This window comes from Pseudomonas sp. Pseusp11 (genome assembly GCF_047304405.1).
GTDB lineage: Bacteria > Pseudomonadota > Gammaproteobacteria > Pseudomonadales > Pseudomonadaceae > Aquipseudomonas.
In genome coordinates this window covers 23,945-49,997 of the sequence record NZ_JBGLZF010000001.1, presented here as the reverse complement: position 1 = coordinate 49,997, position 26,053 = coordinate 23,945, and the positions used below count along the sequence as shown (strand labels likewise).

Here is a 26,053-nt window from a genome sequence, read left to right as displayed (position 1 = left end):
GTTATTTCTCTTTAAAGTAGCTGAGTATGGACTCCGCCAACAACTGGCGAGCAGACTTTCCACCGTCTAACGGCTTCGCGAACATAATGTTCGCATCTGCATGATTGACATCCACCCTGCCACTTACATTCGGACCCGACGTAATCTCCCATTGCTCACCGAAGTCCGCAACAAAGTCAGACACGTTCCGGTCTTTTACTTTTGCAGCTCGGACATTGATCCAGAATTCTGCTTTGGGTTTAGGAGTCAACCTGTAAATATTGGAAATGCCGTAGACAATTTTCCCTTCGCCCACCGGGTCCAGAGTAATCAACATCCTTATTTTGTACCCCTTATCCGTCAACACACTGGAGAGGTGTGCACCGTTCCAGCCACCCAGACTGTGTCCAACAATATAAACCGCTGTGGAGGTGTCAGGAATTTCACTCAGAACATTTTTTGCCAAATCTTCATCAGTTATAAATTTATTGTAGGCCATTGCCCGTACAGGGCACCGACAGAGATAGTTCAGAGCATCAGCATCCGCCAACACGTCGTCACGAACATAACTGACGTTCCAGTTAGGACCACTCAAGTAGTAACTTTCCTGATCCCCAGCCCCACCGATAAAAAAGATAAATATTTTCTTTACCGTAATGGCAACCTGCTTCACCGAAGTGTCTTTTGGGTCTGTCAGTGGATGATCGCAAACCTGTCTTTTCGGCAACGCTTCCTTCGCTGCCGCGTTTTCACCTGGCATCCCCAATTACTCCACAAACAATTTAATGGTTTCAGCCAAATGTGAACTGACAGTATGGGTAAACCCGGACGCATCCGTGATGCCATGCTCTTCGCTGCCGTCCCCACGCTGAATGGTGTAGGGGTGATAGGGAACCGGCTCTCCAGTTGCCTCATTGACCACTTGCAACCTGTCCGTGAAATGCACCGGCATCGGCAACAACCCACTGAACGTGGCGCCTCCCCCGCTTTGCCCAATAATGACGGTGCCGGAGCCGCCAACCACCACGTTGCCATGCCCGCCCGTACTATCGAGCGTTGCAGCGTTGAGGCCATTGATAAATACCGTGCTGGAGACCGCGCCGGTGATCGGGCTGCCGCAGGCGGATTTATCGGTCATTCGGGCAGCGCCGAGGCAGTCGAAGAACACGTCCGGGGAACCAGACACGATCGGGTTGGTGCCATGGCCCGGCAACGGGCACGCGGTAGGGTCGGTGACGCGCGCAGCGGGTTTTCCACTCAAGTCAAAGCTCCTTGCTTCTGAGGTTCAGGGTGAGGCTGATAGACATCAATGTCGGCCGCGGCGAAGCGCCAGCGGTTATCGACCGGGTCGAATAGCGCGTGACAATTGTCATGGCTGTCGGGGGATGAAACGTTGTGAAGGGTTTGCCAGGCTTCGGCGACTTGCCATTCCATATCCGCATCCGAGACGCTGTCGAAGTCATTGAGCCAAGCGTTGTAGTCGCGCAAGCCGATCCGGTTATAGGACGTTTGCAGCAGGCTGGTCATCTGCGGGCCGAAGTCGATGTAATGCTCTGCGGTCCATTGACCGACGTCGGAATAGACGTACCAGCCCATGGGCAACAATGTGCCATCGTTCAATAACGATTGATCCGCCAGGACAACGAAGCCACAGCAGACGTGCAGCGTCAGCCAGCCCTGATGATCCTGGATCAACTGATTTGGATCGAATGTGCGAAGCGGGACAACGCGGTACTCCTCAAGACCGCGACTGCGCGCCATCAACTCGGCATCCAGACGCGAGACGAACGCCCGGATCGCCTTACCGCCCGTGCGATTGAGGGTGCAAAGGATGTCCACCGGCTGGCGATGGCGGTCGTCCGTGGAGCCGAGTTTTTTCACCAGGCCATACAAACGCATCGTCGCCCGAAGTCCGCTCATCGCCAGTCACTCATTGACGCGGCGAAGGCTCCACGGGCGTGGAGAAAGGGTGCCAAAGGCATTGCAAGTGTCGTCCGTGAGCGCGCAAAAGGCGCACAGAATGCCGGACTAGGGCGGTGCGGACAACCGATCCGTGTCAGATTGCCATCAATCGATCAGCCGCCCTCGGCAAACTCGCGTAACACCGACCCATCCATCCGGTAGCGCACCCACTCTTCCTGCGGTTGTGCGCCGAGGGATTTGTAGAATTCAATCGCCGGTTTATTCCAGTCCAGCACGCTCCATTCGAAACGGCCGCAGTCGTTGGCACAGGCAATTTTTGCCAGGTGGCGCAGCAAGGTTTTACCGGCGCCGCCGCCCCGTTGTTCAGGGGTGATGTAGAGGTCTTCGAGGTACAGGCAATTGCTGCCCAGCCAGGTGGAATAGCTGAAGAAGAACACCGCGAAGCCGATCGGCAGGCCATCGCGCAGGCAGATCAGGCCATGGGCGGTGGCGCCTTCGCTGAACAGGCTGCGCTCGATGTCGGCGACGCTGGCGATGACTTCGTGGCGGGCACGTTCGAAGTCGGCAAGTTCAGTGATGAACGCGAGGATTTGCGGAGCATCGCTGGGGGTTGCCGGGCGGATTTCGATCGTCATGGACGTGCCTTGTCAAAAGTTGAAAACGCCATACTAAGTCCGCGCGCGGCGCTCGTCACATTTGAAATGGTCGAAGCTGCGTTCGGCCGTAGCAGCTGTCGAGCTTGCGAGGCTGCGTTCGGCTGCGCAGCAGTCGTCAAACCAGAACTTGCGGTGCGTCAGGCAGACCACGTCAGCCGGATTCACGACTGCTTCGCAGCCGAACGCAGCCTCGCAGGCTCGGCAGCTGCTACAGATCGCATTTGCGGTTTGATTTACTGGCATTGGAGTAAGCTCCCTTGCCACAAAAGCGTTTTCATACTTAAGGACATTTATGACCACCGCCGCTTTCGCGCCTCTGCACACTCTGGCTTCCGAACTGCTGCCCCATGCGCTGGAACCTGGCGAGGACGGTGCCCACGATCTGTCGCACTTGCAACGGGTGTGGCACAACGTGCGCACGCTTCATGCCGAAGAAGGCGGTGATCTTGAGGTGCTGCTGGCCGCCGTGCTGTTGCACGATTGCGTGGCGGTGGAGAAGAACTCGCCTCTGCGGTCCCAAGCGTCACGGTTGGCGGCGCAGAAAGCCTCGACAGTACTGATAGCCATGGATTGGCCTGACGCAAAAATCACCGCGGTCGTCCATGCCATTGAGGCCCATAGTTTCAGCGCCAACATCACACCCAACACCCTTGAAGCCCGAATCATCCAGGACGCCGACCGCCTCGACTCACTCGGCATGCTCGGCGTGGCGCGTACCTTCTACATTGCCGGGCGCATGGGCAGCGCGTTGTACGACCCAGTGGACCCGGAGGCAAACGAGCGGGACTACGACGACAAACGCTTTTGCCTCGATCATTTCCAGACCAAGCTGCTGCACCTCGCGGACGGTTTCCAAACGACCACCGGCCAGCGTCTGGCACAGGTTCGCCATCAACGCTTGAAGGGATTCATGGAACTGTTCAAGGAAGAAATCGGCGTCGGCTGAGGGGCCAGGGCTACACCGCTCGTCGTTCATCAGGCACCAATCCCGGTCGGGGACGGACCAATATCGAGTAAGGGCTCGCCAATGCGAGCGAGGAGCAACACTCGTCCATCCCAACCAAGAGGTCACCATGAACGTCGATAAAAACCTGGAAAAAGAAGTCCTGACCCGCCTGCTGCATGCCCATCCAAGCGGCTTGGGCAAGGAGGTTCTGGACAATTACCGGGGGGAGAAAGTCGTGGCCAGCACCCTTGCTACTCTGCAGGAGCGTGGGCTGATCCAGCACGGTCATGTGATCTGCAACGAAGCCGGCGAGCACTCGCTGAGCCTGCCGATCAAACTCAGCGCCGCTGGGGTTGAGGCGGCGCGCAAACTGGATAACTAGCCGCGCAGGAGCTGGCGAAGCCTGCGCCAGCTCCTATAGCCAGGAGAAATCCCATGCCTCGTGGAAGCAAAGACAAATACACCGCCGAGCAGAAACGCAAGGCCGAACACATCGAAGAAAGCTACGAACGCAAAGGCGTGTCGAAAGATCAAGCCGAGGCTCGCGCCTGGGCGACGGTGAACAAGCAGTCGGGTGGCGGTGAGCGCGCCGGCGGCTCGGGACGCAAAAAACCGGCCGCGGCCAAGTCCGCCGATCGCAAGGAATCAGCCCGCCGTGCTGTCGCCACCCGTGAGGGCAAACCGCGCAACAGCAAGGCTTCACGCGATACGCAGACGGTGGACAGCCTGATGAAGGAAGCCCGGGCGAAGAGGATTCCCGGGCGTTCGAGCATGCGCAAGCAAGAGCTTATCGAGGCGTTGCGCAAGGCGGGTTGAAAGTCAGGATTGAGGGTGAATTTGAGGGCCGATGGCGGCTGATCAGGCGCTAAAAGTCTCGAGGATCAACGCATCCACCTCAGCCGCCCCCGGCGAAGTCGCCGGCCCCCAACGAGTGACCGCCAACGCCGCTGCCGCATTCGCCCGCCGTGCCGCTTCAGCCGCCGACAAGCCCTGCGCCAACCCGGCCACAAACACCCCGGCATGGGCATCCCCCGCACCGTTGCTGTCGACGGCCGAGACCTTGAATCCCGGCACCTGCTGACGGTCGCCATGCTGGCTGATCCAGCAACCCTGCGGCCCATCGCGAACCACCATCAGGGCGTCCGTCGGCAACTGATCCGCCAAAATATTCAACGCCTCGGCAATGTCCGACGCCCCGGTAAACCACAGCGCCTCGACCCGGTTGCTGGTCCACAGATCGATGCGCGGCAGCAAGGCCTTCATCAGCGGTGCGTCAGGCGAATCCACCAACGGTCCCGGATCGAATACCACTTTGATCCCGTCCGGCAACTCCAGCACCCAATCCACCAGCACCTGAGCCTTGCCGTCATGCAGCAGGCTGTAGCCGCTGACATAGACAAAGTCGCCCGCCTCGGCCGGCACACTCGCCAAGTCTTCGGCGGTCAATTCGCCTTCGGCACCGATGCAGGAAATGAACGTGCGTTCGGCCGAGGCTTCAGTCAGTGCGACACACAACCCGGTGTCGCGCTCAGCACGGTGAGCGATGCCGATCCGAATGCCTTCTGCCGTCATCGCCTCCCGGGCCAGATCACCAAAACGGCCGTTGCCATGGCGCCCGAGGTAGACCACCGGCAAGCCGTTTCGCTGGGCCGCGGCCATCACATTGAAGCCGCCGCCTGCCTCGAAACGGGCGGATTGCGCCAACACGTCACCGCCCGAATGAGGCAGTTTATCCACGGCCATGACCAAGTCGATGATGACCTGGCCGGTGTGCAGCAGCCTAGACATGCGCAGGCTCGAGCAACGCGGTACGACGGTCCTTAGCACCGCCGAGCGCCCAGTAAATCCCGCCAGCCACCACGAACGTCACGATCCAGCCCAGACCGTTGTGGCCCAGCCAGGAGTCGGACAGGAAGCCCCGGAACCAGACATCTTGTTCAGTGGTGCCAATGGTGGTGAAGCTGAAACCCAACACAATCGCCACCGCCCACGCACCGAATGCACGCCACTCGACGCCGCCGCGATACCAGTAGGCGCTGCTCGGGCTGACGTCCAGCAGGTCCTTGGGGCTGTAGTAATGACGATGGATCAGGTCGACCAAGAAGATTCCGACCCACGCCGTGATCGGCACCGCCAGCAAGGAAATGAAGGTGATGAACGGACCGTAGAAGCTCTCGGCGATCAGCATGAAGTAGATCGAGCCGGCGAAGATCGCAATGATATCGACCACCACCGCATACACGCGCTTGACCTTCAGGCCGAGGGTCAAGGTGGTCAAACCGGCGGAGTACACCGACAGGTTGTTCGACAGCAGTAGCCCGCCGAACGCGGTGATCAGGTACGGCACCGCCATCCAGGTCGGCAGCATGTCGCGGATCGCGACAATCGGGTCAGTGGCCGAGGCCAGATCGTTGTTACCCACCGACAGCAGACCGCCAAGGGTGATCAGCAGCACCAGCGGAATCCCCGCACCGAACGCCGCCGACGCCACCAGGCGCACCGCTTTGACGCTGCGGTGCTGGTAGCGCGACATGTCCGCGCCGGCGTTGGCCCAGCCGATCCCGGTACCGGCGGCCATGGTGCCGATGCCGATGATCATCGCGCTCAGCGGTGCTGGCGTGGCATTGAATACGGCGCTCCAATCGATGGTCGCGCAGAGGAAACCGCCGACCAGGATGTTCAGCGCACCGAACACATAGGTTGCCCATTTCTGGATCACCAGCAATGTGGCGTGGCCGAGGCCGGACACCGACAACGTCAGCAGCACGAAAATCGCGATGAACACCAGGGTCAGCAGCGGCGCGCTTTTGGCTTCCACCGGCGAGCCGAACACTATCGAGCACAGCGACAGCAAGACGAACGCGGCGGTGGTGGTGTTAACGGTTTCCCAGCCCAGACGCGACATCAGCGAGACCAGCGTCGGGCCGATATTGCCGCGTACGCCGAAGATCGCTCGCGACAACGTCAGGCTCGGTGCGCGACCACGACGACCGGCAATGGAGATGATCCCGACCACCGCGAAAGAACCGGCGGCACCAAGGATCGCGACGATGATCGCTTGCCAGATCGCCAGGCCGCGAAAGGCCACCAGCGTGGCACCCAACGGCAAGCCGAGAATGGAAATGTTGGCTGCAAACCAGACCCAGAACAGTTGCAGCGGATGACCGTTGCACTCCCCCTCCGGCACCGGTTCGATGCCACGGGTTTCCAGTTGTCCGGCACTTTGTCCGGCGCTCGATGAACTCATGAAAAATGCTCCTTGCAATTATTTTGGTTGCGGGCGACTACCTTGTAGGAGCTGCCGAAGGCTGCGATCTTTTGATCTTCAGCGGTCGTCAAGTCGCCGCAGATCAAGATCAAAAGATCGCAGCCTTCGGCAGCTCCTACGGGGGTTGTGCGTTCCTCAGCGTAGCGTGAGGAGTCCTTGCACCAACGGCTCCAACTCCAACGAGTTAACCGCTTTAACCTGCTCGATCATCGTCACCGGCCAACTCTCAAGCCCCAGACAGGCCCCGAGCATGGCGCCGAGCATCGCCGCGATGGTGTCGGTGTCACCGCCCAGGCTCGCGGCCATGCACAGCGCTTCGAAAGCCGTCATCTCGCCGATGGCCACTTGCTGGGCCAGCGCAAACGACACCACCACCGATTCCTGTGAGGCCACCGAAGTGCCGATCACGTCGTACAGCAAATCCGCCAGCAATGCCTTGTCGCTGTCGATGCCGATGCTCCGCGCCCAACTGATACGCGAGGCGATCCGCCCGCCGGCGACCCAATGGCCATGACTTTCAGCCTGCTGCGCGAATTGCTGGCCAAGGTTCAACGCCTCACCCAGGTCCATGCCGTTGATCCCGGCGGAAACCACCGCCGCCACCGCCGCCGCACTGGCAATCCCCAGCGTGGTGTTGTGGGTCACCTGACAGGCTTGCACCACGGCACGGATGAAACGCTCGGGATCGGCGACATCGGCCGCAATCCCCACCGGGGTGATGCGCATCGCCGCGCCATTGGTGGTGCCGTAGCGCCCGGCCTCTTCCAGCGAGTGGCCGGCGAGGATCATTTCGATCGCGCGTTTGGTCGAAGGGCCAAGCAAGTCTTGCGAGCCCTTGGCCTGCATCCCGGCTTCCCATTCGATCAATCGTTGGGCCAGTACCGCCGGTTCGATCCGGCCCTCGCCTTCGATCAACAACTGGCCGACCAGAATCGCCTGCTCGGTATCGTCAGTGATCGAACCCTTGGGCAGATTCGCGGCGATCGGTTGATCGGGACCTGCGTCTTGCAGATCGATGATTTCAACGAAGCGCGCCTTGATTTCGGCGCGGCTCAGGGATTGGGTCGGCATGCCCAGCGCATCGCCCAGGGCCAGTCCATAGAACGCGCCGAGGGCACGGTTGAGCGCGGTCATTTTGGCGTTCCAAACTGCAAATGCAGACGAAAGTGCACCGGATCGAGCAGGCTTTCGACCTGCTCCATAAAACGGTTCTGACGGTCGTAGGTGGTGCGCAGGGCCTTGAGGAACACTGTGCCGACCGGACGCCCGAGCAGCTCGGCGTCTTCGGCGTTCAAGGGTTCGGCACCGATCCACTGATCGCCGTGCTCGCCGACATAGCCGTAGGCAGCCAGCGTGATGGTCAGGGAGTTATCAATCAGTCCCACTCGCGGCAGGCCTTCCAGGCCTCCGGTCGCAGGCATCAACGCGCGTTCCAGAGACACCAGCGTGCCGTCGGTGGCGCGCCGACGCCGGTCGAGGGTAACGAATTGATCGGTGCCAAAACGTGACAACAAGTCAGGCCGAGTCACCGCCTCCAGCCGCAGCACTTCGGTATTGATCAACGCTCCGCTGTCCGCCAGCGCCTGGGCCCAGCCGCTGCTCTGATCGAGCACTACGCCGTCGTAAGTAACGATGGAACCGACTCCGCTTTGCGTGGCGATGTAGTGACGCCGTTTCAGTTCGGCCAGGGCTTCACGCAGCGTGCCGCGGCTGACCTTGAATTCTTGAGCCAACTGATGTTCACCCGGCAATAGCAAGCCGTCCTCCATGAGGCCGCTTTCGATGCGCCGGACAAGCTCATCGACTATCTGTTGTTTCTTGTCAAATCGTACCGGTCTAATCATGTACACCTCGGGTGTACTGTCATAGCTGAAACGGGTTAAGACGAGCAAGGAATTTTTTGTGGGGCGCGAAGATCGTTCCCATGCTCCGCGTGGGAATGCCTCATTGGACGCTCTGCGTCCGCTTCTGGGACGCTGAGCGTCCCGGGCTGCGTTCCCACGCAGAGCGTAGGAACGATCGGTGAAGGGAGGGCGTCAGCGTTGTTTCAGTCGGTCGATCACAACCGCCAGCAACAGGATCGAACCGCGAATCACGTACTGGTAAAACGTATCGATGTTCTTCAGGTTCATCGCATTCTCGATGATCGCCAGAATCAGCACCCCGGCAATCACATGCCGAATCATCCCGATCCCGCCGCTCAGCGACACCCCGCCCAACACGCAGGCCGAGATCACTGTCAGTTCGAAACCCTGGCCAATCATCGGCTGACCCGAAGTCATGCGCGACGCCAGAATCACCCCGGCCAATGCACCAATCACCCCGTGCACGGCGAAGATAATGATCTTGGTCCGGTCAACGTTGACCCCGGCCAGCAACGCCGCTTCCTGGTTGCCACCGATGGCCATGGTGTTGCGCCCGTAGGTGGTGTAATTCAGTAGCCAGCCGAAAAACAGGAAGCAAACGATGGTGATCAGAATCGGCACCGGCACACCGAACAACTGGCCGTTACCGAAGACGAAAAACGACTCCTGGGACACGCCCACCGCTTTGCCGTTGGCAAAGATGTAAGCCAGGCCGCGAACGATCTGCATGGTCGCCAGCGTGGTAATCAACGCATTGACCCGCAGCTTGGCAATCACTATCCCGTTGATCAGCCCGACAATCAGCCCCATCACCAGCGCCGCACTGACGCCGAGGAACACGCTGTTGGTGTCGCGCATCACCACCGCCGCGACCACGCCGGCGCAGGCAATCACCGAGCCCACCGACAAGTCGAAGTGCCCCGACGCCAGGCAATACAACATGGTGCAGGCGGCAATTCCGGTGGTGGAAATCGCCAGGCCCAGACCGCGCATGTTCAGCGGCGACAGGAAGTTGTCGATCAGCAAGGTGCAGAGCACGAAGATCCCGACGGCCGCCAGCAGCATTACCCAGTCATCGAGAAAGCGTCGCAGGTCCAGCGGTTTGCGCGGGGTTGGCAGAGCATTGTTTTGGATGGTCATAGTCACCTCTCAGTTCGCCACGTCGGCAGCGCGTTGGCGTGGCAAAGCCAGTTGCAGCAGGTTGGATTCATTGGCTTGTTCGCGGGTCAGTTCGCCGCGCATCGTGCCTTCGCAGAGCACCAGGATGCGGTCGGAAATGCCCATGACTTCCATCAGGTCGCTGGACACCACAATCACGGCAATACCGCTGGCGGCCAGGTTATGAATGATCTGGTAGATCTCGGCTTTAGCGCCGATGTCGATGCCACGGGTGGGCTCATCGAGCAGCAGGATTTTCATCGGCATCGACAGCCAGCGACCGAGAATCGCCTTCTGCTGATTGCCGCCGGACAGGTACATGATTTTCTGCGCCGCGTTGGGCGTCTTCACCTTCAGCGCCTTGATCTGCTTATCGGCGTTGCCCTTTTCCCACAGCCCGCGCAACAGGCACCCGAAGGTGGAATGAGCACCGCGGGCGCTTATGTTGATGTTCTCGGCGACGCTGGCCAGCGGCAGGATGCCCTCCTTCTTGCGGTCCTCGGGGCACAGCAGAATCCCCGCCGCAATGGCATCGCGCGGTGAACGCAGTTTCAGTTCATGTCCACGCAACTCCAGGCGTCCGGCCGTGTTGCGGGTAAGTCCGCTGAGCATGCGAAACAGCTCGGTGCGGCCCGCGCCAACCAAGCCGAACAGCCCCAGAATCTCGCCCTTGTGCACCTCGAAACTCACCGGTTCACGCAAACCCGGCCCCAGTAAACCGTCAACCTTGAGCGCCACTGCGCCACGCGGGCGGCTGCGGTAATCGTAGATATCCTGAATGTCGCGGCCGACCATGCACGTCACCAATTGGTCATGGGTCAGCGCGCTCATGTCCTCGAAGGTGCGCACGAAGCGACCGTCCTTGAACACCGTTACCGCGTTGCAGATGCGGAAGACCTCTTCCATGCGATGGGAGACGTAGAGCACCACTTTGCCTTCGTCGCGCAGACGACCGATGATCGCCATCAAGCGATCGATCTCCCGCGCCGACAGGCTGCTGGTGGGTTCGTCGAACGCAATCACATGCGCGCCACGGGACAACGCCTTGGCGATTTCCACCAGTTGCCGCTGGCCGAGGGACAAGCGCCCGACTTTCTCTTGCGGATCGATTTCATCGGCCAGGCCTTTGAGGCAGGCCAGTGCCTGTTGCCGTAAAACGCTGCGATTGATCAGGCCGAAACTCGCCGGCAGATGCCCAAGAAACAGGTTCTCGGCCACGGTCATTTCCGGCACCAGGTGCAGCTCCTGATGGATCACCGCAACCCCGCTGCCAATGCTGTCGGCAGTGGATTTGAAGACCCTCGTCTGTTCGCCGATCCGCAGGTCGCCGCTGCTCGGCGTGTAAGCACCGCCGAGGATTTTCAGCAGCGTGGATTTACCGGCACCGTTCTCGCCCATCAAGGCGTGAACCTGCCCCGGATGCGCGACGAAGCTGATGCCGTCCAGCGCCTTCACCCCGGGAAAGGTTTTGCCGATCCCGTTGAAGCGCAGGCTGCCGCCAATGCGCTGTTCATCTGTTTGTACGTGTGCGTGCATAACCCACCTCATCACACCGATCAGGCGGCCCCGTCGCCGGGGCCGCCAATGAAATCAACCGACCCTCAATTCCACAGGCCGATCTTTTCCAGTTCCTGCTTGAAGTTGTCGCGCGTGATCAGCGTCACGTCGTCCATGGCGGTGTATTTCGGCGGTTCTTTGCCGGTGGTGACCCACTCGTGCATCATGCTGGCGGTGTTGTAACCCTCGATGTGCGGGCTCGGCAGCATCGAGCCGAAGAAGCCGCTGTTGGCTTTCTTCAGTTCGCCGATGGCATCGGTGCCGTTGATGCCGATGCCGATCACGTTGGCCGCGGCAAAACCGGCGCTTTCGGTGGCGCGCACGCCGCCCAGCACGGTGTTGTCGTTCATCCCGCCGATGATCAGGTTTTTCGCCGCACCCGGCAGTTTCACCAGCGCCGAGTTGGTGGCGTCCATGCTGCCCGGTACGTCGAGGGTTTTCAGGGCCGAGAACAGAATATGGTCTTTCGGCATCCCGGCGTCTTCCAGGGCTTTAACCGAACCGTCGGTGCGTTTCTTGCCGGTGTCGAGTTCGTTGAAGGTGTTGATCACCGCATAGGTCTGTTTCCAGTCCCAGCCGCGTTTTTTCGCTTCGGCGGCCATGGCGGCGCCCTGCTTCTGGCCGACTTCGAAGGCCGCCATGCCGAGGTACGGCACGTCCTCCATGAACTTGCCGCCGGCATCGACGAAACGGTCATCGACAGCGATCACTTTCAAACCGTTGAGCTTGGCCTTGGCCATGATCGCCGGGCCCAGGGAGACGTCCGGCGGGCAGATCACAAAGCCCTTGGCGCCGTTCGCCGCCAGGCTGTCGATGGCCGAAAGGGTTTTCTCGCCATCAGGCACAGCGATCTTGATGACGGTGAAGCCCTTGTCCTTGGCGGCCTTTTCGGCGAATGCCCACTCGGTCTGGAACCAGGGCTCTTCGGCTTGCTTGACCAGAAAACCGATCTTCACTTCCTCGGCCGCCAGCAACGTACTGCTCAGGCTGACCGCGGTGACCGCCAAAGCGGCACAGCACAGGGAACGGATCCCACGACGACGTTTCATAAGCTGACTCCTTGTTATTTTTTTTGAGCGTTAGTTGAAAGCCAATACAGCGGTCGAAGCATGTAGCCAATAGTCATATCGTATGATGATTGAATTTCAGACGTAGTTTTGCGCCTGAAACCCAAGTTGTTCAGTCGTGGTACATGACCGAACGACCACCATCGATAGTGATGCACGAAGCGTTGATGAATGGCGCCTCATCACTGGCCAGGAACACGGCGGTCATCGCCACTTCAATCGGCTGACCGATGCGTCGCGGTGGATGCAGATCGAAGGCGCGCTGACGTTCGGCCTGGGGGTCGGCAAAACCGTTCCAGTAATCGACGTTCAGTTGGGTTTCGATGTAGCCCGGCGCGATAGCGTTGACCCGAATGCCCTTGGGGGCGTATTCGATGCCCAAGGCGCGGGTCAGCCCGAGCAAGCCATGCTTGGCCACCGGGTACGGGAAGCAGCCGGGGATGATGTGGGAGGAATGGGTCGAGGCGATGTTGATGATACTGCCGATGCCCTGCTCGATCATCTGCGGCAACACGGCTTTGCAGCCATACCAGGCGCCGTCCAGGTCGATGGCGAAGCAGCGATGCCAGTCTTCTTCAGTCATTTGCAGCGGATCGCGGAACACGTTGACCCCGGCGCAGTTGACCAGCACGTCGATGCGGCCGTGAAGCTCAATGGCCAACTTGGCCATGGCGTGCAGGTCTTGCTGGCGCGATACGTCGGCCTTGATCGCCACGACATCCGCGCCTTGTTCACGCCAGTGCGCCGCGACCTTTTCGACTTTCTCGCCCTGGATATCGCTGATGATCAGCTTGGCCTGCTGGGACGCGAAGGTCGCGACGATCGCTTCGCCGATCCCCTGAGCGGCGCCGGTCAACAGCACGACCTTGTTTTTCAGGCGCTCACCCTTGGGCGGTTCGGGCACCGGTGGCAAGGAAAGAGGCTCAGCCATGGATCAACACTCCTGTTTTAAGACACGACGAAAACCAGACATCTGTCGATGTCCGGTCAAAAGGCTTTTTGGAATAGGCAGGCAGGCGCGACAACGCCCGGACGCCGGGGCGGCCTGAAGCACTGTCACCCCAAGGGAGGACGGTGGAATATCGCTGCATCACTTCACCTGTTTTGTTTTTTTAAGTGTGAGTGCGTGTAACTGATGGGGCCGACTATAAACCTGGCCATCAACAAATCTCAATATATAATTTTACATCCCATATTTTGGGATTTAGCCCGCAAACCTCTGACAAGACTTTCCGGGCACATCAACTCGAACCGATAGCAACGCGCCGTCCAACGGGTGGTTGAGCGGGCTCGCCGCACTGGTGATGTACAGGGTTTTGAAGTCTTCGCCACCAAACACGCAACTGGTGGGGCGACTGACAGGCAGTTCGATCACCCGATCGACATGACCGTCCGGGGCCAGCCTGAGCAGGCAACTGCCGTCCCAGCGGGCGTTCCAGATATAGCCCTCGGCATCCATCGCCGAGCCGTCGGGGCCACCCCGTTCGTGGGGGCCAAACCAGACGCAGGCAGTGTCGAGGTTGCCGTCGGTATGGATGAAATGTTGGTACAACGTGCCGTCGAGGCTGTCGGCGAAATACAGGGTTGTGCCGTCGTCGCTCCATAGCAATGTGTTGGGGATGCCGAGCCCTCGAAGCAGCGGCGTGACCCGAGCATCGCGGTCGATGCGAAACAGGCCACCGGAGCGGCGCACGACAGGCAAATCTTCGCCCTGCTCGCCGATGTTGTTTTGCATGGTGCCCAGCCAGAGCCGGCCCAAGGCATCGCAGCGGGCTTCGTTGGCGCGATTGCCGGGTTGCGGATCGGCCACACAGAGCAAGGTCAGCCGAGGTTCCAGGCCGGGAGAGTTCAGGTCCAGCCGATAAACCCCACTGCTCAATGTCACCAGGGCATCGCCGCTTTCGCAGGGGATGAACGCGGACACGTGTTCCGGCATCTGCCAGATTTCCACATTGGCGCCGATCAATCGCAGCGCCTGCTGGCCGGCGATATCAGCCCAGTACAGCGCCTGGGTCGGTGCATCCCAGAACGGACCTTCACCGAGTCGCGCCCGGTGCTCCGTAACCGCAGTCCACGTCATGAAACCTCCTTTTTTATTGCTTTTATCTGGGAGCGAGCCTGGTCAGCTTGCCTTCTTGTCGGCCATGACTTGGGGGTAAAAACGCTTGATAGCCAGGTCGGCGTTATCGATCAGGGTCATGCAGGCCCACACACCCCGTGCGGCATCCCGGGCGGCGATGGCGTCGGCCATGTCTTTGTGAATCGGCAAGGTACGGCGCAGTTCGTCCGGGTCGGCGGCAGACACTTCGAACGACACCGCCAGCAGCGCGCCGAGGGCCGGAACCATTTGTTCGATGAATTGATTGTGGCTGGCGGCGAGGATGCACTCGTGGAAGTACTGGTCGGCGCGGTTGTAATCGATGCCGCTGTCTACGGCTCGTTCCAGCGCGTTGTAGGCCTGAAGCACCGCTTGCACTTGTTCCACCGTCGCGCGCTCGCAGGCCCAACGCACCGCCATCGGTTCGATGGTACGACGCAGGTCAAGCAAGTCGTCGACGAAGTTTTCCGGCAAACCGCTGCGCGACAACCAGCCGACGACTTGTGGATCGAAGAGGTTCCAGCGCCGTACCGGCAACACCCGCGTGCCGACTTTCGGCCCGACTTCGAGCATGCCTTTGGCCACCAGGGTTTTGATCGCCTCGCGGATGACCGTACGGCTGACCCCAAGCTGCTCGCCCAGGTCGGCTTCAACCTTGATGGTTTGACCGGGTTTCACCTGGCCGGCGGCAATCCAGCACCCTAGCCAATCAACTGTCGACGCGTGAAAACTGCTGGACATGGGTACCTCACCGCCCGGTGAAAAAAGCGAAACGATACGAAAGCCGTTCGTGATGGATGCACACGCTAATCATCATATGATTGGGTGTCAATTGGATTTTTCAGGCGTCCTTGAAAATAACGACTTGCCTGCCTTGATCGAAGGGATTTGAACCCTCCCGCTTTGTAAACTACGGTTAGCCCGCAACAGATCAGGCAGCTTCACTAAAATCCACTATCGACAGGTATGAACATGGACATGGATGCGTCTACGAAATACCCCATTGTGTTGGTTCACGGTCTTTTCGGCTTCGACAGAATCGCCGGTTATCCGTATTTCTTCGAAATCGAGGAAGCCCTGGAGCGCGCAGGTGCCCAGGTGTTTGCCGTGAATATTCCAACCGTCAACGGCAATGAAGAGCGCGGTGAAAAACTGCTCGAACACGTCAATCGCATTTTGCGGGAAACGGGAGCCGCCAAGGTCAATCTGATCGGCCATAGCCAAGGCCCGCTGGCCGCACGCTACGTCGCAGCCCTGCACCCGGAAAAGGTCGCGTCGGTCACCTCGGTCAGTTGCCCCAATCACGGCTCCGAGATTGCCGACCAACTGCACAAGGCGCTGACACCCGGAGAGTTGCCCGAAGCGTTGGTACTGGCTCTGCTGGGCGCAGTCGGCACCTTCATATCGTTGATCAGCGGCCACCCGGAAAATCCCGTCGACCCTCAAGCGGCGTTCGAATCGCTGACCAGCGCAGGCCTGGCCGCCTTCAACCGCAAATACCCGCAAGGGCTGCCAAAGGTTTGGGGTGGTGAAGGCAAAGAAATTGAAAACGGCGTGCATTACTACTCCTGGAGCGGGATCGTGCAGAACTTTCAAAGCCTGCAACTCCTCGACCCGACCCATTTGAACTGTAAAGTGCTGTCGCAGTTATTTTATAAAGAGAAGCACGCCAATGATGGGCTGGTCGGCCGCTACAGCTCTCATTTGGGCAAAGTGATCCGCTCGGATTACCCCATGGACCACTTTGATGCAGTCAACCAGATGGCCGGGATCAACAGTTGGAACGTGAGCCCGGTGATGCTCTACCTAGAACATGCCGCCCGGCTCAAGAGCAAGGGTTTGTAAGCCCATAAAAAAACGGCCCGTTGCAATAACGGGCCGTTTGGTTTCCAGCGCTCAGCGCGTTACGGCTCAAGCCCGATCGGGAAGAACTCGCCACCGCTCCAGACGCCGAGCCAGCTCTGCCCGTCAATCTCACGACTCACCGCCAGCTCCACCAGTTGGTAGAACACATTGCGGTGAATCAGCGCTTCAAGGTTGCTGCGCACATGCACGTACGGCGCGGGTTCCTGAGTCACCGGGTCGATCACCACACGCATGGGGTGCTCGACACCGGCATCGGTGGTTTCATCGACGTTGGTGGTAAAGCGCAAGACCTGAGCCTCACCCTCGCCTTCGACTTCCACGGCTATCGCCACGAACGGTGCATCGTCGACCTTGATGCCGACCTTTTCGACTGGAGTAATCAGAAAGTAATCATCGCCGTCGCGGCGAATGATGGTGGAGAACAGCTTGACCATCGGCTTGCGCCCGATCGGCGTGCCCAGGTAATACCAGGTGCCGTCGCGGGCGATGCGCATGTCGATGTCGCCACAGAAGTCGGGGTTCCACAAGTGGACCGGTGGCAAGCCTTTGGTTTTGGGGATTTGTCCCAACAGGTCATTGGCTTTTTGCGGGCCACTCATGGCGTTCTCCTTTGAATTACTGGTCGCTGATCCCCAGCAGGCTACGAGCGTATTGCTCAAGCGGCGGGCCCAGCAGATCTTCTGGCTTGTTATCGTGGAACGTCAGTAAACCGCCACGACTCTTGATACGTGCAGTATCGATCAAATACTGGGTGCTGGTCTCGATCAACATGATCTGAATCACGCCACTGTCGATCCCGAGGCGATCCGAGCGTTCCTGATCGATCAATTCGTCCGTGTTGCCGATGCGGTCGTCGGCCTTGGCAAAACGTGTATAGAGCAGGTAGTGAGCACCGGCGGCACGGGCTTCGCCCATGGCGGCGTCGAGGCCTTCCGGCGCGCGGGCACGGCGGACCATCGGGAAATATTCGATAAAGCCGTTGAAGGCTTCTTCGGCCACCACGTTAGGTCGCGGATAAGCAGTACCCGGCGGCGCGAAGGCGCCCTGGGCGATGTAGATGAACGAATCTGGCTGAATGCGGATGTTATTCACGCGACGGCTGTCGCTGTGGTCCAGCAGCCCCGCGTCGCTCATGTGGTAGCGAGTTCCTTCGGCCATATCGCTGACATTCATGCAGCCACCAAGCGCCAAAACGGCCAGCAGCAAAACCAGGCTACGCATCCTTCCCTCCAGAAGCCGGTGACGGAAAACCGGCGAATGGCCGAGGGATGCAGCTTCCGCGCCAGCTCAGGTCATGTGCATTTTCAGTCTGAACAGACCTGTGGCGAGGGAGCTTGCTCCCGTTCGGCTGCGCAGCAGTCGTAAGTTCCAGGGAATGCGGAGCGTTTGATAATTCTAGGGCCGCTTCGCGCCCCAGCGGGAGCAAGCTCCCTCGCCACAGCAAGCGCCCTTCACCGCAAGGCCCGATCAGCCGCCGATGATTTTCATGATGGTCGCGCCACCGGAGAACGCCACTTCCTGCTTGTCCCCCAGAGCCTTCACCAGCAGTCGCTGCAACGCCGGCAATGCCTGGTGACGAGGTTTGTCCAGCAGATCGCCGACATAGTGGCGATTGCTCGACGACAGGCAGCCATGCAGCCAGCCAGTGGACGACAAGCGCAGACGCGAGCAGGTACGGCAGAACGGGACGCTTTCGTTGGCGATCACACCGAAGTGGCCCTGCCCCAGGATCTCGTAGCGCACCGCCGTGGCATCGACCGGCGCGTCGGCCTGCAGGTATTCGTAGTGTTCGCCGATCAGGCTCAGCAATTGCTGAAGGCTGACGAACTGTTGCAGGAAGGCGTTGGAATCGCTGGCCAGGTGGCCCATGCGCATCAACTCGATGAAGCGCAGCTCGTAGCCGCGTTCCAGGCAGTAATCGAGCAGTGGCATCACCTGATCGAGGTTTTGCCCACGCAGCGGCACCATATTGACCTTGATCTTCATGCCGGCTGCCGCGGCCTGGGCCATGCCGTCGAGCACGGTCGCCAGATCGCCGCCGCGGGCAATGCTGCGGAAAGCCCCGGCGTCCAGGGTATCGAGGGAAACGTTGATGCGCCGAATGCCGGCATCCACCAGCAGCGGCAGCTTCTTCGCCAACAACTGGCCATTGGTGGTCAGGCTGATGTCCGCCAGGCCCATCTGCCCGACGGCGGTCATGAAGGCTTCGAGTTTGGGGCTGACCAGTGGCTCGCCACCGGTAATGCGCAGGCGCTCGATGCCGGCTGCTTCGATCAGATAGGCCACGCCGCGTGCCATCGCCTCGGCCGACAACTCATCCTGCGCAGCCACCAGTCGCTTGCCGTTGGGCACGCAGTAGGTACAGGCGTAGTTGCAGGCGGAGGTCAGACTGATCCGCAAATTGCGAAAACGCCTGCCTTGACGGTCAACGATCATGGATCACTCCGGCGAAAGAAGATTCGAACGCGCAAAACTTGACTCACAAATCAAGTTTTAGCAAGCCCTATGCCTGAGTATATTCCTGCGGTACTGCGCCACGTAGCTAAATCATGGCTCATGGCGCAATTAGACAACTGGATGGCTCAGCTGCTCGGAGTGTCGGTATCGCGCTTGCGCTTGTTGCCCATGCGCACGCCGATGTCCATCAGGAACTGGAAGAAACCTTCCTGATCTTCCAGCACATTGCTCCAGAACGGAGAGTGATACAGCGCCACGGCGCCATGCACCAGCGCCCAGGCTGCGCAGTAATGGAAGTAAGGCGGCACGTCTTCGAGCTTGCCTTCGCTGATCCGGCCCTTGATCAGCAAGGTCAGGCGTTCAAAGTTCGAGGCGCGGATCTTGTGCAGCTCCTCGACCATCTCCGGCACCTGATTGCCCTTGACCACCTTTTCTTCCAGGCGATCGAACAACCGGTAGCGTTGCGGATCGCGCATGCGGAATTCGAAGTAGGCCCGGGACAGGGCTTCCTTGTCCTTATCGACATCGGCGGAATGCAACAGCTCGTTCAAATCGCGCTCGTAATCGAGCATCAGGCGCAGGTAGATCTCCGCCTTGGATTTGAAGTGCTTGTAGATCGTGCCTTTGCCGATACCTACGGCATCAGCAATCATCTCGACGGTGACACTGTCTTCACCTTGATCGAGGAACAGCTTGAGCGCGGTATCGAGAATTTCTTGCTCGCGGCGACGAAACTCACGGACCTTACGAGGTTCTTTATGCATAAGAAAAGGTCTGTAGGGGTCAAAATTCGAAGCCGCGTATTATGCCTAACTTGCGCCAAAATGCACGGATCATCCGACCATATATGTGTTTCTTGATGAATTCACGCGACCTCGCCGGTTGATGAGAACTCAACCGAAGCGCACGTATTCCAAATTTGTTTAAAAACCCGACCAACCAAACTGGACTCGGCGCGATACTGATCAATACTTCAACTGTCGGCGAGGCATCTCCCCCAAGTGTCGCGCCGATGAAGGTACCAAAGGATTGCGTGCCTTTGTTTTACTCCTAATGGTCTTAACCCGGATTCACCCCCCAGAACCCGGGTTTTTTTTGCCTGCGATTTGAGAGCAAAGCCCGCCACAGGTTGCGACTTTTTCCAACGTTACGCCGATGCCCTGACGTGCGCCAACGGAAATAACCGCTTGAAATTCTCGGTAGTCTGCTCGGCAAATCGCTCGTAGGGCTCGCCTCGCAACATTGCCAGAAATTCCGCTACCTCACGCACGTACTGCGGCAGGTTCGGTTTGCCGCGATACGGGATCGGCGCCAGGTACGGCGAGTCGGTTTCCACCAGCAAGCGGTCGGCCGGCACTTTGCTGGCCACATCGCGCAAGGCATCGGCATTGCGAAAAGTGACAATACCGGACAGGGAAATGTAATAACCCATATCCAGCGCAGCCTTGGCCATGTCCCAGTCTTCGGTGAAGCAATGCAGCACGCCTGCTTGGGGCAGCGCCGCCTCACGCAGCAGTTCGAGGGTGTCGGCCCGGGCGCCACGGGTGTGGATGATGACCGGTTTGCCGGTCTGTTGCGCCGCTTGCAGGTGCAGACGGAACGACTCCTGCTGCAACTCTGCCGCTTCCGGTTCGTAGTGGTAATCCAGGCCGGTTTCCCCGATCGCCACCACCCGCGGATGATTGAGTTCGCGCAACAGCCAATCCAGCGCCGGAGCGGCACCCGGCTGTACGTCCAGCGGATGCACACCAACCGAACAATCGACATCGTCGTAGCGTTCGGCCAGGGCTTTGACGTCGGCGGCGTTGTCGACGCTGACGCCAATGCACAGAAAGTGCCCTACTCCCCTCTGACGGGCCGCGTCGAGCGCGGCATCCAGGGAGCCGTCGTGGGCGGTGAGGTCGAGGCGATCAAGGTGACAATGGGAATCTACAAGCATAAAAGGGCTGCAACTTACATCGTATGAGTGGGACGGTCGGACTTCAGGGCTCCGGCCAGATGGGTTTCGATTCGACTGCGCGCGGTGTCATCGCCTTCGTTGAATTGCACGCCGACTCCAGCGGCGCGGTTGCCTTGGGCACCTTTAGGGGTAATCCAGGTGACCTTGCCGGCGACCGGGATCTTTTCCGGTTCGTCCATCAGGTGCAGCAGCATGAAAACCTCATCACCCAACTTGTAGCTCTTGTTGGTCGGGATAAACAGGCCACCGTTCTTGATGAATGGCATGTAGGCCGCGTAGAGCACGGACCTGTCCTTGATGGTCAAGGACAAAATGCCATTGCGCGGCCCCGGACTGATGGGTTCGTTCATGCTGACCTCCATTTCTGATGATCAGAGTCTAGTAGGCAAGGATACCCATTGCACCAACAGCGCCTCCAGCAACAGCGCCGGATTGAGGTTGGCCTTGCTCATCACTTTCTGGCGCTGGGCGAGAATCCAGTCCTGGATATTCAGGACTTTATCCTGAGCGGCTTTTTGCGCCAGGTATTGAATCACCTTGCGCATATCCGCCAGCCCCAGCCCTGCTTCATCCTGAGTCAACTGATACCGCAAGATCAGGCTCGACCAGTCGCAGAACCAGTCGAACAGCAGCAACATGGGAATGGTTTTCCATTCCTCGGCCAGTTGCGTCGGTGATTGCTGCTGCTTGAGCAACTTCTTCACGCCCTCGACCACCAGCGCCCGCTGCTCGCGCACGCCCTGGGCCTGCAATTTGACCGCGGCCAATGGCGAACCGGCAGCAAGGGTCAGCAGTTCAATGCGCTCGTCTTCCGAGCAGTCCGGCAACGTCTTGGCCAGCCACGCCAGGCTCATGGCTTCGCTCGGTAACGGACAAGCCTGCTGTACGCAACGGCTCTTGATAGTCGGCAGCAGACGACTGGTCTGGTGGCTGACCAGCAGCAGCACGGTGTCGCCGGACGGCTCTTCAAGGCTTTTGAGCAGGGCGTTGGCGGCGTTGATGTTCATCGACTCGACCGGCTCGATCAGCACCACTTTGCGACCGCCCATCTGCGAGGTCTGAACCACGAAGCTGACCAGGTCACGCACCTGATCGACCTTGATCGCCTTGTCCGCTTCTTCCGGCTCCAGAATGTAGTTGTCGGGATGACTACCGGCCTTCAGCAGCAAACAGGATTTGCACTCACCGCAGGCGCCCTGGGCGGTCGGACGCTGGCACAACAAACTGGCCATCAACCGCTCGGCCAGCGCCCGCTTGCCGATCCCGGCCGGGCCATGCAGCAGATAGGCGTGGGCGTGCTGGGCACGACCGGCCAATTGCTGCCAGAGACTGTCCTGCCACGGATAGGCTTCAGCCACGGGTCAACTCCAGCAGACGTGGCAGCAAGGCATCCAGAGACTGCTGAACCTGCGCCAGCGGTTGAGCGGCATCCACCAGGACATAACGCGCAGGATCCGCTTTGGCACGCTCAAGGAAGGCACTGCGCACGGCATCGAAGAACGTGCGGCCTTCAAGCTCGAAACGGTCCAGGCGACCGCGGGCGCTGGCGCGGGCCAGGCCCACTTCCACCGGCAGATCGAAGATCAGCGTCAAGTCCGGGCGCAGATCGCCCTGGACGAATGTTTCGAGGGTCGCGATACGCTCCAGCGACAAACCGCGACCACCGCCCTGGTAGGCATAGGTCGAATCGGTAAAACGATCACACAGAACCACCGCACCACGGGCCAGCGCCGGGCGGATCACCTCCGCCAGGTGCTGGGCTCGCGCGGCGAACACCAACAGCAGCTCGGTGTCAGGGTTCATGACCTCATCGACCGGCGCCAACAGCACGTCGCGGATTCGCTCGGCCAGGGGCGTGCCGCCCGGCTCCCGGGTCAACACCACCTCGATCCCGGCTGCGCGCAGACGCTCGGCCAGGTATTCGCGATTGGTGCTCTTGCCGGCACCTTCCGGGCCTTCCAGGGTAATAAACAAGCCAGTCACAGGCAGTCCTTAATCAGAGTCATTGCGGGCTTTGCGACGCGGGCGCTGGCGCTGGCGCAGACTCTTGTGCAGAGTCTTTCGGCGCAACTTGTGGCACGTCTTCGGCCGCCGTATCGGGTGAAGCCGCCGGGATTGGCGCCTGGGCATCCTCTGCCTGCGGCGCGGTAATCGGTGCCGGGCTGGAACGGTAATCGGCACGGCGATTGAGCTGGAACTCCCGCACTGCATTGTTATGGGCGTCCAGATCATCGGAGAACACGTGGCTGCCATCACCGCGCGCAACAAAATACAGGCTGTTGCCGTCCGCCGGATTCAACGCCGCATGGATCGCCTCGCGGCCGACCATCGCAATCGGTGTCGGCGGCAGGCCAGCGATCAGGTAAGTGTTATACGGCGTCGGCTCCTTGAGGTGGGCGCGGGTCAACTTGCCGTTATAGCGATCGCCCAAACCGTAGATCACCGTCGGATCGGTCTGCAGCAACATGCCCATCTCCATGCGCCGCACGAACACGCCGGCGATTTGCCCGCGCTCCTGCGGCACACCGGTTTCCTTTTCCACCAGCGAGGCCATGATCAGCGCCTGATAGGGTTCGGTGTAGGGCACGTCGGCAGCACGCTGGCTCCACTCCTTGGCGAGGACTTCGTCGAGGCGGTCGTAAGCCTTCTTGAGCAGATCGACGTCGGTCATGCCACGCACGAAACGGTACGTATCGGGGAAGAAGCGCCCTTCCGGGAAAATCCCGCCGTGCCCGAGCTTGTCCATCACCTGGCTGTCGCTCAAACCGTTGAGGGTCTGTTCGAGCTTTTCATCCTTGGCCAGGGCTGCGCGGACCTGATGGAAATTCCAGCCTTCGACCAGTGTCAGGCTGTACTGAACCATTTCCCCGCGCTTCCACAGGTCGATCAGCCCTTCGACTGTCATGCCGGGAACCATGCGGTATTCGCCGCTGTGCAGCGGTTGACCCGCCAGGTTGAAGCGCCAGTACACACGCAGCCAGAAAGCGTCCTTGATGACGCCATCGGCTTCAAGTCGAATGAAAGTGCGGTTCGGCGTAGTGCCTTTGGGCACTTCCAACAGCTGTTCCTGGGCGATGTTCAGCGGCTGTTCCAGCGCCGAATGGATTTTCCAGGCGCAAGCGCCCGCCAACAGCCCCGCCAGAACCAGTCCGGTTTCCAGCAGCAGCAATAATTTACGTCTCACGAATCAAGCATCCAGTAGCGCACGGGCAATGGTTTGGAGTTTACGGGTGAGCGGCCCAACCGGCCAGCTCAGTGCGGCATAGGCGCGCACCGGCCAAACGCCATAAACGCTGTTGCAGACAAAGACCTCATCAGCCCATTGCAGCTGTTCGAGGGTAATGTCGGTGATTTGTGTGGGGATCCCCAGTGTCTCGGCTTGAAACAATAATTCGGCACGCATTACGCCTGCCACGCCACAACGCTTGAGATCGGCAGTCACCAGCACGCCATCGCGCACCAGGAACAGATTACTGAACACACCTTCGATCACCCGCCCGACCTGATCCAGCATCAAGCCTTCGGCATGCTCGGTGTCCTGCCATTCGGAACGGGCGATAACCTGCTCCAGACGATTCAGGTGCTTGAGACCGGCAAGCAATGGCTGCTTGGAAAGCCGTGTTGTACAAGGGAACAGGCGCACGCCCTGCTTCGCATGCACAGCCGGATAGGCAGCGGGAGGATTGCCTTGCAGAATGCGCCGGGCCTGGGCCGAGGGATCGGGGGCGTAACCGCGCAGGCTGTCGCCGCGGGTGAGGATGAGTTTGAGCACGCCCTCGCCCAGTGCGGCGGCATAGGCCAGCAGCTCCGCGCGGATCAGCTCATGATCGGTGGTAATCGCCAGGCGCGAACAGCCTTCGGCCAGACGCGACAAATGTCGATCCAGCAACAACGGCTGCCCGCCCTTGACGGCGATGGTCTCGAACAGACCATCGCCGTAAGCCAGGCCGCGATCTTTCAGCGACAAAGCGTCAGCCGGTTGACCGTCGACCCAGCTGTCCATCAGTCAGCGAACCGGCGGAACACCAGCGAGCCATTGGTACCGCCAAATCCGAAGGAGTTGGACAGCACCACGTCGATATCCATGCTGCGCGCGGTGTGGGGTACGAAGTCGAGGTCGCAGCCTTCGTCCGGCTCATCGAGGTTGATGGTCGGCGGGGCTACCTGACTGTTGATGGCCAGCACGCTGAAGATCGCCTCGACCGCGCCTGCCGCACCCAGCAGGTGACCGGTCATGGACTTGGTCGAACTGACGGCCAGTTTGTAGGCGTGATCGCCGAACACCGATTTGATCGCACAGGCTTCGGCGAGGTCGCCAGCCGAGGTCGAAGTGCCGTGGGCATTGATGTACTGCACCTGATCGCCATTGATCTTCGCATCGCGCAAGGCATTGGTGATGCAACGCGCAGCACCCGCGCCATCGGCCGGTGGCGAGGTCATGTGGTAGGCATCGCCACTGGTGCCGAAACCGATCAGCTCGGCGTAAATGGTCGCGCCACGGGCCTTGGCGTGCTCCAGCTCTTCGAGAACCAGTGCGCCGGCACCGTCGGACAGCACGAAGCCATCACGACCCTTGTCCCATGGACGGCTGGCACGGGTCGGCTCGTCGTTGCGGGTCGACAGCGCGCGGGAGGCACCAAAGCCGCCCATGCCCAGACCACACGCGGCCATCTCGGCGCCACCGGCGATCATTACGTCGGCTTCGTCGTACATGATGTTACGTGCCGCCATGCCGATGCAGTGCGTACCGGTGGTACACGCCGTGGCGATGGCGTAGTTAGGTCCCTGTGCACCCAAGTGAATGGACAGGAAACCGGAAATCATATTGATGATCGAGCCAGGCACGAAAAACGGAGAAATCCGCCGTGGGCCGGAATCATGCAGTGTGCGGCTGGTGTCTTCGATATTGGTCAGACCGCCAATACCCGAACCCATGGCCACGCCGATACGCTCGCGATTGGCGTCGGTAACCTCAAGACCTGCGTTACGCACGGCTTGAAAACCTGCAGCCAGACCGTATTGAATGAACAGGTCGAGTTTGCGGGCTTCCTTGACCGACAAGTATTCCTCGACATTGAAGCCCTTTACCGAGCCGCCAAAGCGGGTGGAATAGGCAGAAAGGTCGGTGTGTTCGATCAGACCAATGCCACTGCGGCCAGCCAGAATGCCCTGCCAGCTGCTCGGCACATCCGTGCCCAGTGGCGACAACATACCCATACCGGTGACTACGACGCGTCTACGCGACACAGCACT

Annotated in this window: 29 protein-coding genes; 4 read left to right on the top strand and 25 right to left on the bottom strand. The window is 59.9% G+C overall.

Annotated elements, in window-relative coordinates; genetic code table 11:
• Position 1 precedes the first annotated feature (1 nt).
• The 4 genes from ACCC96_RS00265 to ACCC96_RS00250 all read right to left on the bottom strand — a co-directional run bounded on the left by ACCC96_RS00265 (position 2) and on the right by ACCC96_RS00250 (position 2,537).
• Positions 2 to 739: a hypothetical protein gene (locus tag ACCC96_RS00265; RefSeq protein ID WP_019650459.1), complete on the bottom strand. Its 738-nt coding sequence runs from the start codon at positions 737 to 739 to the stop codon at positions 2 to 4.
• 6 nt (positions 740 to 745) lie between these two features.
• Complete coding sequence (locus ACCC96_RS00260) at positions 746 to 1,240, bottom strand: PAAR domain-containing protein (RefSeq protein WP_413694673.1); 495 nt, start codon at positions 1,238 to 1,240, stop codon at positions 746 to 748.
• Complete coding sequence (locus ACCC96_RS00255; RefSeq protein ID WP_413694672.1) at positions 1,237 to 1,899, bottom strand: hypothetical protein; 663 nt, start codon at positions 1,897 to 1,899, stop codon at positions 1,237 to 1,239. The genes ACCC96_RS00260 and ACCC96_RS00255 overlap by 4 nt, the downstream gene beginning before the upstream one ends.
• Positions 1,900 to 2,054: 155 nt before the next feature.
• Entirely contained in the window at positions 2,055 to 2,537 is a 483-nt protein-coding gene (locus tag ACCC96_RS00250) for a GNAT family N-acetyltransferase (protein WP_019650456.1), read from the bottom strand.
• 313 nt (positions 2,538 to 2,850) lie between these two features.
• Between ACCC96_RS00250 and ACCC96_RS00245 the strand changes: the two genes are divergently transcribed.
• The 3 genes from ACCC96_RS00245 (at position 2,851) to ACCC96_RS00235 (ending at position 4,320) form a co-directional block, all read left to right on the top strand.
• Positions 2,851 to 3,504: an HD domain-containing protein gene (locus ACCC96_RS00245; RefSeq protein WP_413694671.1), complete on the top strand. Its 654-nt coding sequence runs from the start codon at positions 2,851 to 2,853 to the stop codon at positions 3,502 to 3,504.
• Between the two features lie 127 nt (positions 3,505 to 3,631).
• Complete coding sequence (locus ACCC96_RS00240) at positions 3,632 to 3,886, top strand: hypothetical protein (protein WP_019650454.1); 255 nt, start codon at positions 3,632 to 3,634, stop codon at positions 3,884 to 3,886.
• A gap of 53 nt (positions 3,887 to 3,939) precedes the next feature.
• Entirely contained in the window at positions 3,940 to 4,320 is a 381-nt protein-coding gene (locus ACCC96_RS00235; RefSeq protein WP_413694670.1) for a Rho termination factor N-terminal domain-containing protein, read from the top strand.
• Between the two features lie 42 nt (positions 4,321 to 4,362).
• Here ACCC96_RS00235 and ACCC96_RS00230 read toward each other — a convergent pair whose 3' ends face one another.
• From ACCC96_RS00230 to ACCC96_RS00185, 10 genes are all read right to left on the bottom strand, one after another.
• Positions 4,363 to 5,292, bottom strand: coding sequence for a PfkB family carbohydrate kinase (locus ACCC96_RS00230; RefSeq protein ID WP_413694669.1), 930 nt, complete (start codon positions 5,290 to 5,292; stop codon positions 4,363 to 4,365).
• Complete coding sequence (locus ACCC96_RS00225; RefSeq protein ID WP_413694668.1) at positions 5,285 to 6,751, bottom strand: purine-cytosine permease family protein; 1,467 nt, start codon at positions 6,749 to 6,751, stop codon at positions 5,285 to 5,287. The genes ACCC96_RS00230 and ACCC96_RS00225 overlap by 8 nt, the downstream gene beginning before the upstream one ends.
• A gap of 156 nt (positions 6,752 to 6,907) precedes the next feature.
• A complete protein-coding gene (locus tag ACCC96_RS00220; RefSeq protein WP_413694667.1) occupies positions 6,908 to 7,906 on the bottom strand; it encodes an ADP-ribosylglycohydrolase family protein in 999 nt (332 codons plus the stop codon).
• Positions 7,903 to 8,616: a GntR family transcriptional regulator gene (locus ACCC96_RS00215; protein WP_026345957.1), complete on the bottom strand. Its 714-nt coding sequence runs from the start codon at positions 8,614 to 8,616 to the stop codon at positions 7,903 to 7,905. Before ACCC96_RS00215 ends, ACCC96_RS00220 begins: the two co-directional genes overlap by 4 nt.
• A gap of 192 nt (positions 8,617 to 8,808) precedes the next feature.
• Positions 8,809 to 9,777, bottom strand: coding sequence for an L-arabinose ABC transporter permease AraH (gene araH / locus ACCC96_RS00210; RefSeq protein ID WP_018926203.1), 969 nt, complete (start codon positions 9,775 to 9,777; stop codon positions 8,809 to 8,811).
• Between the two features lie 9 nt (positions 9,778 to 9,786).
• Positions 9,787 to 11,331, bottom strand: coding sequence for an L-arabinose ABC transporter ATP-binding protein AraG (gene araG / locus ACCC96_RS00205; RefSeq protein ID WP_007942023.1), 1,545 nt, complete (start codon positions 11,329 to 11,331; stop codon positions 9,787 to 9,789).
• Between the two features lie 65 nt (positions 11,332 to 11,396).
• The gene (locus ACCC96_RS00200) at positions 11,397 to 12,401 is read right to left on the bottom strand and encodes a substrate-binding domain-containing protein (protein ID WP_007942021.1); all 1,005 of its coding nucleotides are present in this window, start codon (positions 12,399 to 12,401) and stop codon (positions 11,397 to 11,399) included.
• 130 nt (positions 12,402 to 12,531) lie between these two features.
• A complete protein-coding gene (locus ACCC96_RS00195; RefSeq protein ID WP_413694666.1) occupies positions 12,532 to 13,350 on the bottom strand; it encodes an SDR family oxidoreductase in 819 nt (272 codons plus the stop codon).
• A 273-nt stretch (positions 13,351 to 13,623) separates the two neighbouring features.
• Positions 13,624 to 14,499, bottom strand: coding sequence for an SMP-30/gluconolactonase/LRE family protein (locus ACCC96_RS00190; RefSeq protein WP_413694665.1), 876 nt, complete (start codon positions 14,497 to 14,499; stop codon positions 13,624 to 13,626).
• A gap of 42 nt (positions 14,500 to 14,541) precedes the next feature.
• Positions 14,542 to 15,258 carry a FadR/GntR family transcriptional regulator gene (locus ACCC96_RS00185; protein WP_413694664.1) on the bottom strand — a complete coding sequence of 239 codons (717 nt, stop codon included), beginning with the start codon at positions 15,256 to 15,258 and terminating at the stop codon, positions 14,542 to 14,544.
• A 231-nt stretch (positions 15,259 to 15,489) separates the two neighbouring features.
• On the opposite strand from ACCC96_RS00185, the gene ACCC96_RS00180 reads away from it, so the two are divergent.
• Positions 15,490 to 16,362 (top strand): esterase/lipase family protein, encoded by an 873-nt coding sequence (locus ACCC96_RS00180; protein ID WP_019650442.1) that lies wholly within the window; start codon positions 15,490 to 15,492, stop codon positions 16,360 to 16,362.
• A 59-nt stretch (positions 16,363 to 16,421) separates the two neighbouring features.
• Here ACCC96_RS00180 and ACCC96_RS00175 read toward each other — a convergent pair whose 3' ends face one another.
• The 11 genes from ACCC96_RS00175 to fabF form a co-directional block, all read right to left on the bottom strand.
• The gene (locus tag ACCC96_RS00175) at positions 16,422 to 16,982 is read right to left on the bottom strand and encodes a DUF1285 domain-containing protein (RefSeq protein WP_019582739.1); all 561 of its coding nucleotides are present in this window, start codon (positions 16,980 to 16,982) and stop codon (positions 16,422 to 16,424) included.
• 16 nt (positions 16,983 to 16,998) lie between these two features.
• On the bottom strand, positions 16,999 to 17,604 hold the full coding sequence (locus tag ACCC96_RS00170) for a DUF4823 domain-containing protein (protein ID WP_019650440.1): 606 nt from the start codon (positions 17,602 to 17,604) through the stop codon (positions 16,999 to 17,001).
• Between the two features lie 246 nt (positions 17,605 to 17,850).
• Complete coding sequence (locus ACCC96_RS00165; protein ID WP_413694663.1) at positions 17,851 to 18,819, bottom strand: GTP 3',8-cyclase MoaA; 969 nt, start codon at positions 18,817 to 18,819, stop codon at positions 17,851 to 17,853.
• Between the two features lie 146 nt (positions 18,820 to 18,965).
• Positions 18,966 to 19,604 carry a TetR/AcrR family transcriptional regulator gene (locus ACCC96_RS00160; protein WP_186611511.1) on the bottom strand — a complete coding sequence of 213 codons (639 nt, stop codon included), beginning with the start codon at positions 19,602 to 19,604 and terminating at the stop codon, positions 18,966 to 18,968.
• A gap of 383 nt (positions 19,605 to 19,987) precedes the next feature.
• Complete coding sequence (locus ACCC96_RS00155) at positions 19,988 to 20,779, bottom strand: TatD family hydrolase (RefSeq protein ID WP_026345956.1); 792 nt, start codon at positions 20,777 to 20,779, stop codon at positions 19,988 to 19,990.
• A 14-nt stretch (positions 20,780 to 20,793) separates the two neighbouring features.
• Positions 20,794 to 21,150 carry a PilZ domain-containing protein gene (locus ACCC96_RS00150; RefSeq protein WP_019650437.1) on the bottom strand — a complete coding sequence of 119 codons (357 nt, stop codon included), beginning with the start codon at positions 21,148 to 21,150 and terminating at the stop codon, positions 20,794 to 20,796.
• 21 nt (positions 21,151 to 21,171) lie between these two features.
• The gene (locus ACCC96_RS00145; protein WP_413694662.1) at positions 21,172 to 22,158 is read right to left on the bottom strand and encodes a DNA polymerase III subunit delta'; all 987 of its coding nucleotides are present in this window, start codon (positions 22,156 to 22,158) and stop codon (positions 21,172 to 21,174) included.
• Positions 22,151 to 22,783: a dTMP kinase gene (gene tmk / locus ACCC96_RS00140; protein WP_007942008.1), complete on the bottom strand. Its 633-nt coding sequence runs from the start codon at positions 22,781 to 22,783 to the stop codon at positions 22,151 to 22,153. Before tmk ends, ACCC96_RS00145 begins: the two co-directional genes overlap by 8 nt.
• 19 nt (positions 22,784 to 22,802) lie before the next feature.
• Complete coding sequence (gene mltG, locus ACCC96_RS00135) at positions 22,803 to 23,984, bottom strand: endolytic transglycosylase MltG (RefSeq protein ID WP_413694661.1); 1,182 nt, start codon at positions 23,982 to 23,984, stop codon at positions 22,803 to 22,805.
• Positions 23,985 to 23,987: 3 nt separating this feature from the next.
• Positions 23,988 to 24,803 (bottom strand): aminodeoxychorismate lyase, encoded by an 816-nt coding sequence (gene pabC, locus ACCC96_RS00130; protein ID WP_413694660.1) that lies wholly within the window; start codon positions 24,801 to 24,803, stop codon positions 23,988 to 23,990.
• Positions 24,803 to 26,047 carry a beta-ketoacyl-ACP synthase II gene (gene fabF / locus ACCC96_RS00125; protein ID WP_026345954.1) on the bottom strand — a complete coding sequence of 415 codons (1,245 nt, stop codon included), beginning with the start codon at positions 26,045 to 26,047 and terminating at the stop codon, positions 24,803 to 24,805. The genes pabC and fabF overlap by 1 nt, the downstream gene beginning before the upstream one ends.
• Positions 26,048 to 26,053: the final 6 nt, after the last annotated feature.